The 15,760-nt window shown below is 30.4% G+C and carries 16 protein-coding genes; 1 reads left to right on the top strand and 15 read right to left on the bottom strand.

Annotation, left to right across the window (positions count from 1 at the left end; translation table 11 throughout):
• Positions 1-21: 21 nt before the first annotated feature.
• The 12 genes from ACU68U_RS01450 to ACU68U_RS01395 all read right to left on the bottom strand — a co-directional run bounded on the left by ACU68U_RS01450 (position 22) and on the right by ACU68U_RS01395 (position 11,539).
• Positions 22-1,371 (bottom strand): uracil-xanthine permease family protein, encoded by a 1,350-nt coding sequence (locus ACU68U_RS01450; protein WP_446762577.1) that lies wholly within the window; start codon positions 1,369-1,371, stop codon positions 22-24.
• A gap of 121 nt (positions 1,372-1,492) precedes the next feature.
• Positions 1,493-2,425 (bottom strand): carbamate kinase, encoded by a 933-nt coding sequence (gene arcC / locus ACU68U_RS01445; RefSeq protein ID WP_446762576.1) that lies wholly within the window; start codon positions 2,423-2,425, stop codon positions 1,493-1,495.
• Positions 2,426-2,553: 128 nt separating this feature from the next.
• Positions 2,554-2,895 (bottom strand): winged helix-turn-helix domain-containing protein, encoded by a 342-nt coding sequence (locus ACU68U_RS01440; RefSeq protein ID WP_446762575.1) that lies wholly within the window; start codon positions 2,893-2,895, stop codon positions 2,554-2,556.
• Positions 2,876-3,760 carry a hypothetical protein gene (locus tag ACU68U_RS01435; RefSeq protein ID WP_446762574.1) on the bottom strand — a complete coding sequence of 295 codons (885 nt, stop codon included), beginning with the start codon at positions 3,758-3,760 and terminating at the stop codon, positions 2,876-2,878. Before ACU68U_RS01435 ends, ACU68U_RS01440 begins: the two co-directional genes overlap by 20 nt.
• 53 nt (positions 3,761-3,813) lie before the next feature.
• A complete protein-coding gene (gene ptsP, locus ACU68U_RS01430; protein WP_094207295.1) occupies positions 3,814-5,508 on the bottom strand; it encodes a phosphoenolpyruvate--protein phosphotransferase in 1,695 nt (564 codons plus the stop codon).
• 59 nt (positions 5,509-5,567) lie between these two features.
• Complete coding sequence (locus ACU68U_RS01425) at positions 5,568-5,828, bottom strand: HPr family phosphocarrier protein (RefSeq protein ID WP_002836732.1); 261 nt, start codon at positions 5,826-5,828, stop codon at positions 5,568-5,570.
• 67 nt (positions 5,829-5,895) lie between these two features.
• Positions 5,896-6,903: a LacI family DNA-binding transcriptional regulator gene (locus ACU68U_RS01420; RefSeq protein ID WP_094207296.1), complete on the bottom strand. Its 1,008-nt coding sequence runs from the start codon at positions 6,901-6,903 to the stop codon at positions 5,896-5,898.
• Positions 6,904-7,809 carry a diacylglycerol/lipid kinase family protein gene (locus ACU68U_RS01415; protein WP_094207297.1) on the bottom strand — a complete coding sequence of 302 codons (906 nt, stop codon included), beginning with the start codon at positions 7,807-7,809 and terminating at the stop codon, positions 6,904-6,906.
• Between the two features lie 158 nt (positions 7,810-7,967).
• Entirely contained in the window at positions 7,968-8,408 is a 441-nt protein-coding gene (locus ACU68U_RS01410; protein WP_446762573.1) for a hypothetical protein, read from the bottom strand.
• A 7-nt stretch (positions 8,409-8,415) separates the two neighbouring features.
• Complete coding sequence (locus ACU68U_RS01405; protein WP_094207298.1) at positions 8,416-9,039, bottom strand: YtxH domain-containing protein; 624 nt, start codon at positions 9,037-9,039, stop codon at positions 8,416-8,418.
• A gap of 91 nt (positions 9,040-9,130) precedes the next feature.
• Positions 9,131-10,369, bottom strand: coding sequence for a zinc ribbon domain-containing protein (locus ACU68U_RS01400; protein WP_094207299.1), 1,239 nt, complete (start codon positions 10,367-10,369; stop codon positions 9,131-9,133).
• 348 nt (positions 10,370-10,717) lie between these two features.
• Positions 10,718-11,539 (bottom strand): RluA family pseudouridine synthase, encoded by an 822-nt coding sequence (locus tag ACU68U_RS01395; RefSeq protein WP_094207300.1) that lies wholly within the window; start codon positions 11,537-11,539, stop codon positions 10,718-10,720.
• 64 nt (positions 11,540-11,603) lie between these two features.
• On the opposite strand from ACU68U_RS01395, the gene ACU68U_RS01390 reads away from it, so the two are divergent.
• On the top strand, positions 11,604-12,425 hold the full coding sequence (locus tag ACU68U_RS01390) for an NAD(+)/NADH kinase (protein WP_094207301.1): 822 nt from the start codon (positions 11,604-11,606) through the stop codon (positions 12,423-12,425).
• A 53-nt stretch (positions 12,426-12,478) separates the two neighbouring features.
• On the opposite strand, the gene ACU68U_RS01385 is transcribed toward ACU68U_RS01390, so the two are convergent.
• Genes ACU68U_RS01385 through ACU68U_RS01375 form a run of 3 tightly spaced genes read right to left on the bottom strand, consistent with a single transcriptional unit; the run spans position 12,479 to position 15,717 of the window.
• Positions 12,479-13,897 carry a peptidoglycan D,D-transpeptidase FtsI family protein gene (locus ACU68U_RS01385; RefSeq protein ID WP_094207302.1) on the bottom strand — a complete coding sequence of 473 codons (1,419 nt, stop codon included), beginning with the start codon at positions 13,895-13,897 and terminating at the stop codon, positions 12,479-12,481.
• The gene (locus ACU68U_RS01380; RefSeq protein ID WP_446762572.1) at positions 13,887-15,221 is read right to left on the bottom strand and encodes an FtsW/RodA/SpoVE family cell cycle protein; all 1,335 of its coding nucleotides are present in this window, start codon (positions 15,219-15,221) and stop codon (positions 13,887-13,889) included. The genes ACU68U_RS01385 and ACU68U_RS01380 overlap by 11 nt, the downstream gene beginning before the upstream one ends.
• Positions 15,211-15,717 (bottom strand): FHA domain-containing protein, encoded by a 507-nt coding sequence (locus ACU68U_RS01375; RefSeq protein ID WP_094205909.1) that lies wholly within the window; start codon positions 15,715-15,717, stop codon positions 15,211-15,213. Before ACU68U_RS01375 ends, ACU68U_RS01380 begins: the two co-directional genes overlap by 11 nt.
• Positions 15,718-15,760 lie beyond the last annotated feature (43 nt).

Genomic DNA, 15,760 nt, shown 5'->3' with positions numbered 1-15,760 from the left:
ATCCCTCTCACGAGGGATTTTTTATTCTATTTCTTTTCTTTCTTTTTCTTCTTGTTCTAATGTTTTTTCTGGAATAATAATATTCAAGAAAAATACTATCAACGTTGCAACGACTACAGGTGATGCTGTGAACACCATTCTGAACCATTGTGGAAAATATCTTACAGCGTTTGGGCCAACTTGTGTGATTCCCATACCAAGTGCAACTCCCAATCCAACTATAGTTGTATTTCTTACGCTCATTTCGCTTGAAGTTATAAGTTTCATACCACTCATAGCTATTTGTGCAAATACTGATATTGTCGCGCCACCGATTACAGCTTGTGGAACTGAAAGCATCAATGCTCCAAATTTTGGAATCAATCCGCAGACAAATACCATACTAGCAGTAATCAACAAAACTTTTCTAGCAATTACTTTTGTCATAGAGACAATTCCAACGTTTTGTGAATAGGTTGCCGTTGGAAGTGCTCCTATGAATGCACCAATAACACTTACAAGACCATTGGCTTTAATACCTCCAGATAATTCTACATCAGTAGGCTCACGATCCATTCCTCCAACAGTTGTACTAGTTAAATCTCCAACTGCTTGAACAGAGTTTACGATGTACATAATTGACATAGTCAAGATAGCATCCAAATGGAACTGGAATTTGAATGGATAAATTTGTGGAAGCATAAACCAAGAAGCACTAACAACATTGTCAAATTGAACCATGCCTAAAAATAATGATATTATGTATCCTACAATAATTCCTACCAAAATTGCCGCTAATTTTATGTAACCTTTCATAAACATATTACAAAACAAAACAACACATAAAGTTATAATCGCTACAACCCAGTTTCTGATTTCTCCTTGCATAGGTCCATTTCCACCTGACATATAATTTACAGCAACTGAATACAAACTAAGCCCAATAGTTAATACAACTGTTCCTGACACAATCGGTGGAAAAAACTTCCTAATTTTTCCAATAAACATTCCAGTGAATATCGCTACAATACCACCAATCAACTGTGACGCATACACAGCACCTATTCCATATTGTTTTCCAATTGATAATAAAACTGGAATGTAAGCAAAACTAACGCCCATAATGACTGGTAATTTTGCACCAAATTTTAAAACTGGATACAATTGTAATAATGTCGCTATTGCAGCAATAAACATTCCTGCTTGAATTAAATAAATTGCTTGTGCATCTGTAATTGCATGTTCACTTGATTTCAAAGCACTCGCCAAGACTATTGATGGCAACGCATTACCCACAATCATTGCCAACAAGTGTTGCATAGCTATCGGAAATGATTTAAGCATGGAAGGCTTACCATAATAATCAAATAATGAATTCGAATTACTTTCCATATACACTCTCCTTTTAATTTCATCAAACTATATTCTATATTAAATTCAAAATAATTTAAAGAGCATTAAAAAAATACTTCCAGAAACAACAAATCAATTTCTTGTTTTGGAAGTACTATTATTATTTTACAAATCTAGTTCCTGTTAAACCATTGATTCCTTCTTTTGCTTTTTTCAAAGAAGTTATCAAAGCAGTTTTACGTTCACCTGATTGGATAAAACTCAAGCAAGCCTTAACCTTAGGTAGCATAGATCCTTCTGCGAATTGTTTTTCTTCTATTAACTTTTGTGCTCTTGATAAGTTTAACTCATCCAAGCCTTCTTCATTTTCTGTCCCGTAATTAATACATACTTTTTCTACTGCAGTTAAAATGATTAACAAATCTGCATCAGAAATTTCCGCTAATTTCTCTGAAGTGAAATCCTTATCTATAACAGCTCCTATACCTTCTAATTGTCCATCATTTTCTACGACAGGAATTCCTCCTCCACCTCCAGCAATAACGATGAAATCTTCTTTAATCAAAGTATTGATTTCTTCTTTTTCAATAATATCAATTGGTTTTGGAGATGGAACAACTCTTCTGTATCCTCTGTTTGCATCTTTTTTAAAAGTATATCCACTTTCTGCAGCAAGTTTTTCAGATTCTTCTTTTGAATAAAATAATCCCACAGGTTTTGTTGGATTAGCAAAAGCTTCATCATTCTTATCCACTTTAACTTGTGTAATTATAGTAGACACTGCGTTTTTCATGTTTCTTTTTGATAATTCGTTTTTGATAGCCTTTTGTAAATGATATCCTATGTATCCTTGGCTCATAGCAACACATTCTGCAAATGGCATGTTAGAAATTTGTGGATTAGAATTATGAGCAGTTTCCATAGCCAAATTAATCATACCAACTTGTGGACCATTTCCATGGCAAACGATAACTTCGTTACCATCTTCAACTAAATCAACTATAGATATAGCTGTTTTTCTAACAGCTTTGATTTGTTCTTCAGGTGAATTTCCGAGAGCGTTTCCACCTAATGCTAAAACTACTTTCTTCATTTTAACTCCTTTTATAAATTAAAAATAGTATCCAAATATAAAATCCCAATGCTAAACATTGAGATTTTAATTATTAAGACACTTCGATAAATATATATTACACTGATTTTATAAAAAATACAAGCTTTTTAGGAATTTTTTGTAATTTTTTCTGTTAAATTGTTGCTAGTTCTGGTAAAATTTGACATACCTTTTTCATATTCTCTGATTAATCTTTCACCAGCTTCTGTTAATGTCGACCCTCCGCCATTGGCTCCTCCAATTTCGGTATCCACAAACTTCTCTCCATAAATTTTTTCGCTATTTTTTATAATATTAAAAGCTTTGCTGTAACTCATTTTGAGATTTTTTGAAGCCTTGTTAAGAGATTTTGTCTTGTCAATTTCTTTTAGCAGAAGATAATTTCCTTTACCGAAAAACTTCTTGCCATTGTCATCTTCAAACCAAAACTTACAATTTACCTTCATCATTAAGCTCCCTTATCCTTCCTTCAGTTTCCTTAATCCACACAGGAATTATACAATCAAAATCATTGTAAATGCTTAATATTCTATCAAACTCTCCTGTCAAATCAACATCATTTTCTCCATTTAATTTTGGTTCCAGAATGTCCAAAATAGTGTATATGGCAAGAATTCTATAAAATAATCTAGGAATTTTTCCGTTAAAATAAGATTTTAATAAGGAATAATAGAAAATTCTATTTTTCTCATCAGCTTCATTTATTTTTCTAAATTCAAAGAAAGAGTCCGCCATATAACTTACATTTTTTGATACAAAATTCAAATTATTTTCGTCTGCGTAGATAGATTCTAAATTATCAAACAGATAAATATTACTCAACTTTCTCGATTCAATTAAATATCTATTATTTTCAATGTAGTCAAAAACAATATAATCCTTATCTCCTCTGAAGTTTGTCATTGAGTAGTTGTATATAAGATTATTGATTTTATAATTAAAAATCTTCGACCAAGTAGTATCATCGTTAATTTGGCTATTTTCGTGAAGTTTTCTGAGAATTTTGCCTATTTCACTTCCAAGTTGTATTTGCTTTTCAATAGAGATTTGATCTGTAAGATTTTGAATGAATTTTTTAATCACAAAAGTATAACCATTTTCAAATCCACTATCTTCAATCTTTGCAAATTTGTCATTTAACTCATACAACAAATAATTATTTTGTTGGTTGTATTTCAAAAAAGACTCCAAATCCCCTTCATATATTTCAACGATATATTTACCAGAATCTGTATTTACAATGTACTTATCATCTTGTAACTCACAATCGTAAATATTTTTATCTTTAAAAAATTGTAACTCTTTGATTTCCATATAATCACCAATACAATTTTATCATTAATAATCAGATTTTTAAAACAAAATCTTTATTCAGATATTTTTCTTTCAATATCTGTAGTTTTTTTCATTTGTAAAATTTCATCTGCGTAAATTTTTGCTTCTTCAAATGAATTGTTAGCGATAACATCCTTTATTTTTGGAATTGAAGCTGCTGGCGCAGAAAATTCATCCAATCCCATACCCAAAAGAAGTTTCGTTGCTTTAGTATCACCAGCAAATCCTCCACACATTCCAGTCCATTTTCCGTGTTTGTGGCTAACATCAATAACCTTTTTGATAGCTCTAAGAACTGCTGGATTGTATGTGTTATAAAGACTTGAAATTTTATCATTTCCTCTATCACTTGCTAAGATATATTGCGTCAAGTCATTAGTTCCAATACTAAAGAAATCAACGTATTCTATTAAATCTTCGGCGACAATAACACTTGCTGGCGTTTCAATCATTATACCAACTTCTATATTTTCATCGAAATCAATATTTTTATCTCTCAATTCATCTTTATTATTTTCAATTATTTCAAGTGCTTTTTCTATTTCTTCTACTGAAATAACCATAGGAAGCATAATCCTTATTTTTCCAAATGCAGAAGCTCTCAATATTGCTTTGATTTGAGCATCAAAAACATCCTTCATATCAAAACAAAATCTCAAAGCTCTCCAACCAAGAAATGGATTGTCTTCTTTAGGAAACTTGTAATAAGGAAGTTCTTTGTCTCCACCAATATCTAAGGTTCTGATAATTACAGATTTCCCGTCTAAAATTTCCACTACTTTTTTATAAGATTCAAATTGTTCATCTTCTGTCGGGAAATTGTCATTATACATATACAAAAATTCTGTTCTAAATAAACCAACGCCTTCAGCACCAGATTCTAAGCCTTTTTCTAAATCTTCAATATTTCCGATATTTGTCATTACATCGATGTCTCTTCCATCTTTAGTAATTGCTTTGTTATACCTGTTTTTTTCAAGCCTTGATTTTTCACCATCCAATTCAGACTTTTTATTTTTGTATTCTAAAAGAGTTTCTTCATCAGGATCAATTATACAGATTCCCTTATACGAATCTATAATAACCGTTTGAGAATCCTTAACATTTTCTGTTATATCTTTCATGCCAACAAGACAAGCAATACCTAAGGTTTGCGCAATAATTGAAGTGTGTGCAGTTTTTCCTCCCAAGTCCATTAAAAATCCCACAACATTATCTTTATCAATTATTGATGTTTCATAAGGAGTCAGCTCTTTTGAAACCAAAATAGTATTAGGTTCTAATGAGTCTAGTTTCTGATTTTCAATTCCTTTAATTTTGTACAGTAATTGTTGACCGATATCTTTATAGTCTGACGCTCTTTCTCTCATGTACTCATTGTCTAGCGACTGCATCATTATAACCATTTCATCAATTGTATCATTTAAAGCTTTGTCGCTTGCAATATTTTCATTAATTTTTGAAATCACACTTTCTGATAGAAAAGGATCGTCCAACATACTCAAATGGGCTTCTATTACTTGTTTTTGTGTATCATTGTCAACTTTTGTTTCTGATAATATTGTTTTGTAATCATTCAAAGCTTTATTAAATTTATCAACATGAAGTTTAATTTCGTCATCAGAAATTTTTTGGCTACTTATCTTAACTTCTTGTTTTTTCATAAGTTTAATTTTGCCAATAGCAATATTTTCACTTGCAATAATACCTTTTTTAATTAAACTCATAATACCTCCTGATAAACTAAAGCCGCCACAAAAGTGACGGCTATGAATTCTTGCTTTAATTAGTCTTCTAAATTTTCTATAAATTCAACTAGTTTTTTTAGGTTTTCTTCTTCGTTTTCACCATCTAATCTAACAGTGACTTCAGTATCTTGAGAAATACCTAAAGCCATAACGTTGAAAATAGATTTTGCGTTAGCTGTTTTACCATCTTTAATAAGTTCAACTTTACCATCAAAATTTTTAACAAACTGTACCAAAGATGCAGCTGGACGAGCATGCAAACCAGTTTCGTTTTTTACTATAACATTTTGTTCTACCATAATAATAATCCTCCTATGACTACTTTATTTATATCCTATTAATTGATTTTTTAAACAGGAAAATATTTTAATTGATATCTTTTACAGATTCTCTCTTCATTATTTGAGAACCTAATATTGCCTTTTCGTTGATAATTTTATTTTCTTTCAAAACCTTTACTAAAGTTCTCATAGATACAGCACCTATGTCATAATAAGGTTCTTGAACTGTAGTAAGAGTAGGTCTGTAAATACTTGTCATTGGTATATCGCCAAATCCAGATACGGAAATATCTTCTGGAACTTTCTTGTTATTATCATAGCAATAATTTATAAATCCTATTGCTTGTGCATCTTCACTAAAACTTACGCAAGTTATGTCTTTCGAATCTTTCATTTCGAAAATCTTATCTCCTGCTTCGTAACCATCTTTAACTGAAACTCCTTCTGATGAAATTTCAATTTTTTCTAATTTCAAATCATCACAAGCTTGTCTGTATCCCTTAAGTTTTTCTTGACCTATTTCAGTATCTTGATTTTCTTTTACGAATAAAATTTTCTTGTGACCTAAATCATAAATATGATTAATCATATTTATCATGGCTTCTTTGTAGTCGATTTGTACCGTATGCACGTCTTTTATATTCCAGAATTTATCCAATTGAATATAAGGAACAGTTTGATCTTTCAACTTGAATATAACCTCTGGTTCAATGTCTTCTGAAATCAAAATTATTCCTTCTACTTGTTTTGTAAACATGAAGTCTATAATCTTCTTTTCTTGTTCCAAATCGCCGTATGTAGAAGACAATAGTATATCGTATTTGTACATTCTTCCAATTTCTTCAGCACCTCTTACAATTTGTGCCATATATGGAATGCCGATATCTTTCACTACTACGCCTATTAAATTTGATCTTTTCATTACTAAAGATCTTGCCAATTCGTTTGGTTTGAAATCAAGTTTTTCAATTGCATCTAAAACTTTTCTACGCGCTTCTGGACTAACAGGCTTGGAATCATTCATAACTCTAGATACTGTAGAAATCGAAACTCCAGCAAGTTTTGCTACGTCTTTAATTGTTGGTGATGACATTTAATCGCTCCTTACTAAAATATTTATTGGTTTATTATTAATCTCAACTTTCACTGGTAAATTCCCACCATATTCTCCATCCACATCTCCTGGAACTGTTTGATTGGATTCAATGGTTAAAGTATCAGTTTGAAAATATAATACATCTTCAGAGTAAATATGCTTTGAACTAAAAGCATCTATTATAATCTGAGCAACTTCTTTAAGACGGGAATGCTTAATAATTAAAACATCTAGTTTTTGATCGTCAATTTTTGCTTGTGGGCAAATATTTTCAAAACCACCTACAGTATTTGAATTCGAAATAATCATAATAGGAGATTTTACTTCTAGATAGTCATCATTTGTTTTAATCTTCAATTCCATAGGTTGATTTAATGTGTTAGGAAGTTCTTTCAACCCTTCAACAATATACGCCAGTCTACCAAAAATCGCTTTTTGAGCTTTATCGGTAACATAACTAACAGAAGCAATATTCCCAACTGCAAAAACATTGATAAAATACCTGTGTGAGTCTTCATTGCTGACTTTTCCAACATCACTTTTAATTATTTTCCCAGTTTTAATCATTCTATATAATTTGTAAGGTGTTGAGGGCAAGTTTAAGTAAGTTGCGAAATCGTTTACTGTACCTGTGGAGTAAATCGTAATAGGAATATCGCTTTCGCTATCGCAAATTCCATGAACAACTTCATTAACCGTTCCATCTCCGCCTGAAACAACTATCAAATCCCATTCATCAGAAGATGTGTTTAACGCCTCATTATATGCATCATTCTTGCCTTTTGTTTTAAAAAGCTGAACTACAAAATTATCCTCAATTAAATAATTAATAAGCTTTGTTAAATCTCTTGCGTGTGTTTGACTTCCTGATGAAGGATTTGAGATAATTTTTATTCTTTTCATTCTATCCCATCTTTCCTTAATAGCATACCAAAAAATTAACTGTTTTTCAATAGGATTTTAACAATTTCTACAATTGTTTTCATGAATTATAAAAGTTTTTAAAGATTTACGATAAGCCAATCAGAAATTTTCCGATTGGCTTATAAAATCTTATTTAATTATCTTTTAGCTAAACTTTTTACGAAATTAATAATATCTCTTGCAGAACCAACATAATCTGTAGAATTTAAGAATCCGTACTTAATATTAGTTGCAGTATCAGTTACAGATTCAGCAACATAATCCACAGTATTTGATACGTTGCTTGAAACTGACTCAACGTGTGATAAAGTGTTACTTACATTGTTTGTAATATTTCTTACATCTGGAGACACATCACCTATTAGTCGATCGGCTTTGTTAGTTATACCAGTTACATTGTCTAATATTTGTGGTACTTCACCAATTGATCTATCGATATCCTTTTTGTTATCTGCTAAAACAGCTTTTATGCTCTTTATTAAGTCAGTAAGTTTGAACAAAAATACGATTAAAGCAATTAAGAATCCAGATAAACAAATATATAATATTATTTTAAATATATATAAAGCATCTATCATTTCTTACCTACTTTTTGATTTCTTTTTTAACTTCTTTTGCTTCTTCTTTTGCAGTGTCAGCAGTTTTCTTTGCTTGTTTTTTTCCTTCTTCAGCAGTTTTTTCTGCACCGTCTTTTGCTTCTTCTGCTACTTTTTTAGCTGAATCTCCAACTTTTTCTGCAGAATCTTTTACTTGGTCTTTAGTGTCTTTAACGTCTTCTTTGATTACTTTTCCGTCTTTTTTTACTACATCTTTAAGATCTTCACCAAGAACTCCCAAATCAGTTTTAACTTCATCGAATTGATCAGAAACTCTATTTAATTCAGTCATTCCTCTATCTTGGAAATCTTGATATTTGTCTTTAACACTGTCTGTTACATTGTCAGCAGTTAATTTTACAGTATCTACTGCATCGTTAAAGTTATTTACTGCTGTTTTCTTAGTTTCTTCTGCAAATTTTTTGATGTCTTTTCTAGTTTCTTCACCTGATTTAGGTGCTAATAATAATCCTGCTGCTAAACCTAATGAAGCACCAATAACTGTACCTAAAGTAATTTTAGCTTCGTCTTCATATTTACGTTTAGCAATTTCCCATTTGATTTGTCTTTCCTTTTCTCTTCTTTTATGTTCTAAATAATCCATTAAACTCATAATAACATCTCCTTAAATAAATTTTCTTATGATTATTGTATACCCTCTAATTTCATATCTCAAACATTATTAGTGAATTATTTATAAAGTTTTAATCTTTCAAATACAATCTAACCCAAGTTTCCCAACCTACAGTTTGTTTTGGCGATTTTAATAAACCATTTTTGCCTTTGGCAACCATTCTAACAAAATCTTGGTCCTCTGTTAAATTCTTTCTGCCTTTTTCATTAAATTTATCTGTAGTAAGTCCAGTGTTTTTGTCATTTACAAATACAAGGCAATCATCATCTATTGTTTTTCTGATTTCATAATTTTTCTCTCCACTTGATACATCAAAATCAGGTAATGTTTTATTTATGTCTACAATATCCCAATTAATTGCATTATTTTTTGAGAAGAAAGATAAATCATAATTTTGTCTCAATGTTAAATCATTAGATTCTATTAATAAAATTTTCTTTCCTGGAAATGCGTATTGTGAAGCATTTTCTAAACTCAACTTTGCGTTTTCTGGATTTTCTATTGTTAACTTTATAGGATCAATCAAGATTTTATATCCGTCATTATCCTTGACCATTTTTAATGGGTTAGTACTTTTATAAGATTTATCTGATTTTAGATTTGCTTCATCATCTTCTAACCATTTCAAAATAGTTGTTTGATACTCAGGGTTAGAATTTATTTCATTAATAAATTCTTCAGCATCTTTGTTTCTAAACGGCACAGATTGATTTGATGATTTTACAATACTTATCATTTGTTCTGAGGATTTCGCTTGTACTGCTTGAATAAATTTACCTTTTACAGATTCTGCTGTAATGGTCTTTTCAGCTAGATTTTCTTGGAACATAGGTTTTATGTATTTAATACCAAATACAATACCAATTAATAAAGCCACACCAATAATTGAAAATATAATTTTCTTAAATATCGATGATTTTTCATCATCTTCATCATAATAATCGTAGTAATCATCACCGCTATTTGTTTCGTGGAATGCTTTTTCTCTTTCTTTTTTCAATGATTCTGATTCAATATCCACAACATTTAATCTATCGGTTGTATCTTGATTAGAGCCATTATCTATCTTAGAATAATTATTTTCATTATCTGTTGAACTATCCTCTTCTTTTTTTATAGAACCAAGATCGTGATTTTGAGTTTCGTTTCTAAATTTAGAAGCCTCTAACAAAAAATCCTCAAATGTTTTTCCTTCAGAAGAAAAATCATCATCTTTTGAAAAATCATGACCACAAACTCTACAAAATCTATCTTCAACGCCAACAAATGAATTACAATTTGGGCATTTCTTTAAATTAGAATCTTTCATAATATCACTCACCTTATCTATCATATATTATACATTCTCATACTACTTTAGTGAATAGATAATCTCAAATTAAACACATAAGAAAAAAGCATGAGATTTTGTCCCATGCTAATAAGCGAAATCGCTTTTATTTACAAAATATCCTCAGAAGACCCTAATCAATTAATGACCTTCAGTATGTGAAGGTGGGTTGACTGTCTCAAACATCTGACATCCCTTCAAAGAGGGCTCGTCATCAATTATTGAACGTCCGTCATCCCTTATAGTGTGTGTCGGTTTAATTTTTCAGGGTTCCTCTTCTGAGGTTAATTTAATTATACTACAACATAAAAGTGTTTTCAAGTAAGATTAATTATTCAAAAATTTATTAAATCTTTGTGGAATTTCTGTCGTAATAATATGCCTATTTCTTTTCATATCAACAAATTCTATTTCATTTGCATGTAGCATTTGAGAAAATCCTTCTATTTTTTCTCCGTACAAACTATCTGCGACTATTGGACAATTAATATATTCCATACTTACTCTTATTTGATGAGTTCTACCTGTCAAAAGCTTTAAACTAACCAATGAATAATCTCCATAATTTTTAAGATTTTGTAAAATAGTTACACTATTTTTACCATTTTCATCAACCTCAGTTTTAATTCCATCGCGTTTTAAATTTAATTCTATCTTTTGATTTTTAGGATTTCCTTTTACGATTGCCAAGTATTTTTTCTCAAACGAAGTTTTTTGATAATAAGCTTGAGCTATTTTATTCTTAGCAACCATTACAACACCTGATGTATCTTGATCCAATCTATTGATAAATCTAACTTTTTGATTAATATTTCTTTGCTCAAATAAATAAGACACAAAATTCGCTAAGCTTTCTTCTCCGTGTGTATTCATTGTAAGTTTGTCAGGTTTATTTAATACAAAAATATCATCATCTTCATACAAAACTTCAATGTATAAATTTATTGGTTTGTAATTATTCTCTTCATCTCTAAGATTGATGGTTACTTTGTCACCTGGTTTTAATTTAGAATTTCTCTTTGCATGTTTCTCATTTATAAAAATATCATCTTTGTAAATACTGAGAAATAAATTTTTGGAAATGTGATTTGATTTCAAAAACTCATCTAATCTTATTTTTTTATCTACATCAAAACTAATTTGTTTCATTGTTTAAATCTCCAGTTATTTGGTATAATAAAATTATATCAAATATTAGGAGCTTTTAGTATAAATGAACAAAAACAGCAAAATTATAAATATATATGTAAACGATAACCAAAAATCACTTGAAACAGCTTTAATTGTAAAGGAAAAATTAGAACAAAAAGGATTCAAACCTACATTCGATTTTGATGAGAATGCGCTGATTAATCTTTGTATCGGTGGAGATGGAGCATTCTTAAGAGCAGTTCACAAATACGAATTTTCAACTATTCCTTTTGTTGGAATAAACACCGGTCACTTAGGCTTTTATCAAGAAATTCTAATCCCAAATATCGACAAATTCATTTCAGATTTAATTAACGAAAATTACGGAATTGAAAAAATTTCTCTACTAGAATCTAAAACTGCAATCAGAAATAGTAGCAAAACTTATACGCACAAAGCGCTGAACGAATTTGTAGTAAAAACCGATGACTCATCGATTGTGTATTTGGATGTATACATTGATGATAACCACTTGGAGTCCTTTGCAGGAGATGGAATAATAGTATCCACTCCTTCTGGATCGACTGCGTATAACTTCTCAGCAGGTGGATCGGTATTGTATCACGGGCTTGATGGTTTTCAAGTAACGCCTCTTGCCCCAATTAATTCAAAAGCATACCGTTCTCTTTTAAATTCCCTCGTTGTTCCATCAAAAAGTAACGTTACATTGTATTTTAGAGATCACAATTTCGACAGAAAAAGCTCCATCGTTTTAGCCGATGGATTGAATAGAAGTTATGACAATGTAGATTATGTAAACTTCACTTATTCAGATCAGTATATCAATAAATTAGTTTTCTTAAAAGACTGGTATTGGTTAAATATCAAAGACAAATTCTTATAAGTAATAAAAAAACATGGATCGCAATGAATCATCAAAGCTATCCATGTTTTGTTTTATTTTTCTAATCCTAATTCATTAATTGCTGCGTTGAGCATTTTTGAAGCTATAGGTCCTGCAGTTTTTACACCATAAGAGTTATCATCTTCCAAAATAACAGCTATCGCAAATTTTGGTTTTTTTGCTGGTGCTGCAGCGACAAACCAAGCGTGTGTACTTGTTTTATCTTTAATTTCTGCCGTACCTGATTTCGCGATTACAGATGTACTAACATTAAGTGTATCGTAACTTTCTGCAGTAGATCTCAAATAGTCTTTCAATGTTTCCATATTCTTCTTATTGCCAACTTCAGATAATAATTCAGGCTTAGTTTCTTTAATTACTTTGCCTTCTGAGTCTATTATTTGACTAACCAAATAAGGTTTTAACATTTGCCCATCATTTGCTACAGCGCTCATTGCCATCGCCATATTCAATGGAGTTACCAAAGTTTCTCCTTGACCAAAACTTGTTGTTGCAATATCTGCATTACTCTTTGTTTTAGAATATCCATTAACGCTTACTGCTACTGGCAAATCAAAAGGAATTTTCTTGCCAATCATAAATTTTGAAGCATTATCTTCTAAAATTTTGTTACCCAATTTTACACCCTGCGATGCAAAATAAACATTAGATGATTTTTCAAGAGCTTTTCTCAAATCCGTCTCTCCAAAAACAGCGCCATTATTATTGGAAATAGTGTACTTGTTAAACTCAATTGTACCAGTATTATCTTCTACAACTTTGTCAACTTTGTCTTCATTTTCTAATATTGCATTACCAGTAATTATTTTAAAAACCGATCCCGGAGTATACATTCCTTGTGTTGCACGATTTAATAGTGGAGATGTCTCCCTATTTAAAAGTTCTTGCCATTGTGATGAAACTTCGTTTGGATTATATGAAGGAAAAGTTGCCATTACATAAACTTCACCAGTTGTCGGATTCATCATTACGATTGAACCTTTTTTGCCGTCTAATAAATTGTATGCAAGTTTTTGTAGAGTGGAATTTGTGGTCAAAACAAGATCGTTACCTTTATTGTTTGAGCTTACGATATTTCTCAATTGTGATAAAGGCGTGTCTTTGTTAATGTTTAATAGTTCTTTCATGTATGATTTTTCAAGACCAGCTGTACCGTAGGTTTTTGAATTGTATCCAGTTATATTTCCATAAATATCGGCATAATCAAAAAATCTATAATTTTTCCCAGATGAATCTTTCTTAGTTTCTACCAAAACATTTTTATCTCTATCGTAGATTGTTCCACGTTCAACCTTATCTTCATCTACCCACAATCTTTTGTTGTATTCATTGTTTGCAATTTTATCAGCTTTTACTATTTGGAAATAAGTCAAATACAAAACCAACAATACAAATATAGTCATCAAGAAAGATAAAACCACAATAATTCTTTTGTTCATTTTATTTTGCATAAATATCTTCCTCTCCTTGATCAGTTGAACAGAATTGTAAAATAGCAAGGCAAATAAATGACATCGCCATTGAAGTACCACCGTAACTTACAAATGGTATCGTAATTCCTGTCAAAGGAACCAACTTCATAACACCGCCAAACATAACAAGACCTTGAATTGCAAAAATAACAGAAATTCCAAGCGCCACAATCTTGTAAAATTTATTTGATTGATACAAAGAAATTTTCATTCCTCTGTAAATCAAAATCAAAAACAACATTATTACACCCATTCCTGTGAAAGTCCCCATTTCTTCACATATCGCTGCGAAAATAAAATCACTTGTGACTACAGGAACTACATCAGGTCTTCCTAGTCCCAGTCCAGTTCCAAAAAATCCTCCACTCGCAATCGCAAACAAAGCTTGTGTGATTTGATATCCTATTCCATCGATATTCTTCCATGGATCAAGCCATGTAGACACTCTTATTCGTATATGGGAAAAAAGCATATATGCAGCTACCGCTCCGGCAATAGCTATGAGTAAATTTAACAAAATTAATCTGATGTCTTCTTGATTTACAATTTGGTAAACTAAAAATAACCCGTAAAAAATCATTGCAGTTCCCAAATCTTTTTGCAAGAAAAACATCCCAATAAACAGATACACAACAATCATCAAGAAATATCTTTTGATTATAGGTAGATATTTTTTGTATTTTTGCGCAGACTTTATATTTATCTTATCTAACAAATCAGTGTTATAGTCATAACTAGCTAAGAAAAATACATACAAAATTTTTGTAATTTCAGATGGTTGGAATCCAACTCCAAATATGCTAATCCAGTTTCTAGCTCCGTATTTATCTTCAGCAAGAAGTAATGTCAATAGAAACATCACAACACAACCTATCAAATAAAGTGCTGTGAATTTGTACCACTTTTTGTAGCTTTTTAAAATAAAAAATGTTCCAAAAAACAATAATATCCCTATAGTAAACCACATTATCTGCTTCAATCCTTCATAAGGATTAAGCCTATAAATCACGATTATACCAATACTAAATAGCATACAAGCGATTTGTAATATATATCCATCACCTTTAGTGATTCTCGTTACGTATTTATTTGCCAAAAACATTAAAATTGTAGCAAACAAAAAATAAGCTAAAGCTTTCGAATCTAATCCTTTTTCGTTTGAACCCAAAGCTAGAAAAAAACCAAATATGTTAAACAGTAATATCAAATAAACTGGCTTTATCATTTTACTATTTACACGCATTGGTTTTAAATTATCGATAAATTCTTTAAATCTGCTATTTTTCTTACGTTTAGTTTGCATCTTTGTCACCATTTACAAACATAAATTCAATTTGCCCGATATCTATCAAATCTTTGTCGTTCAATCTTGCAGAATTAATCAATTTATGTCCATTCAAAAAAGTTCCATTAGCAGAATTCAAATCCTCGATATAATAATTATTTTTTTCTTTATAAATACGTGCATGTCTCTTCGATATAAACCTATCCTTTAATGCAACTTGATTGCTGTCGTCTCTTCCTATAGTAGCAGTTCTTCCTATAAAATAATGCTCTTGTATTTTAAAAGGCAAATTTTCTTTTCTATTAATTAGTTTTAAATAAGTATTTGAACTGTAATTCATATTGTTTGTTCCTTTTATGTCCAAATAAATCATCTTGATTATGTTGAAAATAAAATAGTAAATTATTATTACAAACAAATATTTAAAAAACATAGAAATTAAATTATATAATTTTAAATTTGGAGTAATTTGTATAGAAAAGAATGCGTCCAATATGTCAATAATGTATTTCATAGGCTCCCATCCTTTCACATTTTATCCTAATCTAATATATCAT

The organism is Finegoldia sp. P3-F-LR, from assembly GCF_052932165.1.
The sequence above is the reverse complement of the archived record's forward strand: the minus strand, read 5'-3'. Positions and strand labels throughout refer to the sequence as shown.

Excerpts from the sequence above, each read along its gene's own strand:
- ACU68U_RS01380 (WP_446762572.1), bottom strand. The coding sequence starts at position 15,221 with ATGCAAACTAAACGTAAGAAAAATAGCAGATTTAAAGAATTTATCGAT.
- ACU68U_RS01420 (WP_094207296.1), bottom strand. The coding sequence starts at position 6,903 with ATGTCATCACCAACAATTAAAGACGTAGCAAAACTTGCTGGAGTTTCG.
- ACU68U_RS01425 (WP_002836732.1), bottom strand. The coding sequence starts at position 5,828 with ATGGTAGAACAAAATGTTATAGTAAAAAACGAAACTGGTTTGCATGCT.
- ACU68U_RS01400 (WP_094207299.1), bottom strand. The coding sequence starts at position 10,369 with ATGAAAGATTCTAATTTAAAGAAATGCCCAAATTGTAATTCATTTGTT.
- ACU68U_RS01410 (WP_446762573.1), bottom strand. The coding sequence starts at position 8,408 with ATGATAGATGCTTTATATATATTTAAAATAATATTATATATTTGTTTA.
- ACU68U_RS01395 (WP_094207300.1), bottom strand. The coding sequence starts at position 11,539 with ATGAAACAAATTAGTTTTGATGTAGATAAAAAAATAAGATTAGATGAG.
- ACU68U_RS01415 (WP_094207297.1), bottom strand. The coding sequence starts at position 7,809 with ATGAAAAGAATAAAAATTATCTCAAATCCTTCATCAGGAAGTCAAACA.
- ACU68U_RS01435 (WP_446762574.1), bottom strand. The coding sequence starts at position 3,760 with ATGGAAATCAAAGAGTTACAATTTTTTAAAGATAAAAATATTTACGAT.
- ACU68U_RS01390 (WP_094207301.1), top strand. The coding sequence starts at position 11,604 with ATGAACAAAAACAGCAAAATTATAAATATATATGTAAACGATAACCAA.
- arcC (WP_446762576.1), bottom strand. The coding sequence starts at position 2,425 with ATGAAGAAAGTAGTTTTAGCATTAGGTGGAAACGCTCTCGGAAATTCA.
- ACU68U_RS01450 (WP_446762577.1), bottom strand. The coding sequence starts at position 1,371 with ATGGAAAGTAATTCGAATTCATTATTTGATTATTATGGTAAGCCTTCC.
- ACU68U_RS01405 (WP_094207298.1), bottom strand. The coding sequence starts at position 9,039 with ATGAGTTTAATGGATTATTTAGAACATAAAAGAAGAGAAAAGGAAAGA.
- ACU68U_RS01440 (WP_446762575.1), bottom strand. The coding sequence starts at position 2,895 with ATGATGAAGGTAAATTGTAAGTTTTGGTTTGAAGATGACAATGGCAAG.
- ptsP (WP_094207295.1), bottom strand. The coding sequence starts at position 5,508 with ATGAGTTTAATTAAAAAAGGTATTATTGCAAGTGAAAATATTGCTATT.
- ACU68U_RS01385 (WP_094207302.1), bottom strand. The coding sequence starts at position 13,897 with ATGCAAAATAAAATGAACAAAAGAATTATTGTGGTTTTATCTTTCTTG.
- ACU68U_RS01375 (WP_094205909.1), bottom strand. The coding sequence starts at position 15,717 with ATGAAATACATTATTGACATATTGGACGCATTCTTTTCTATACAAATT.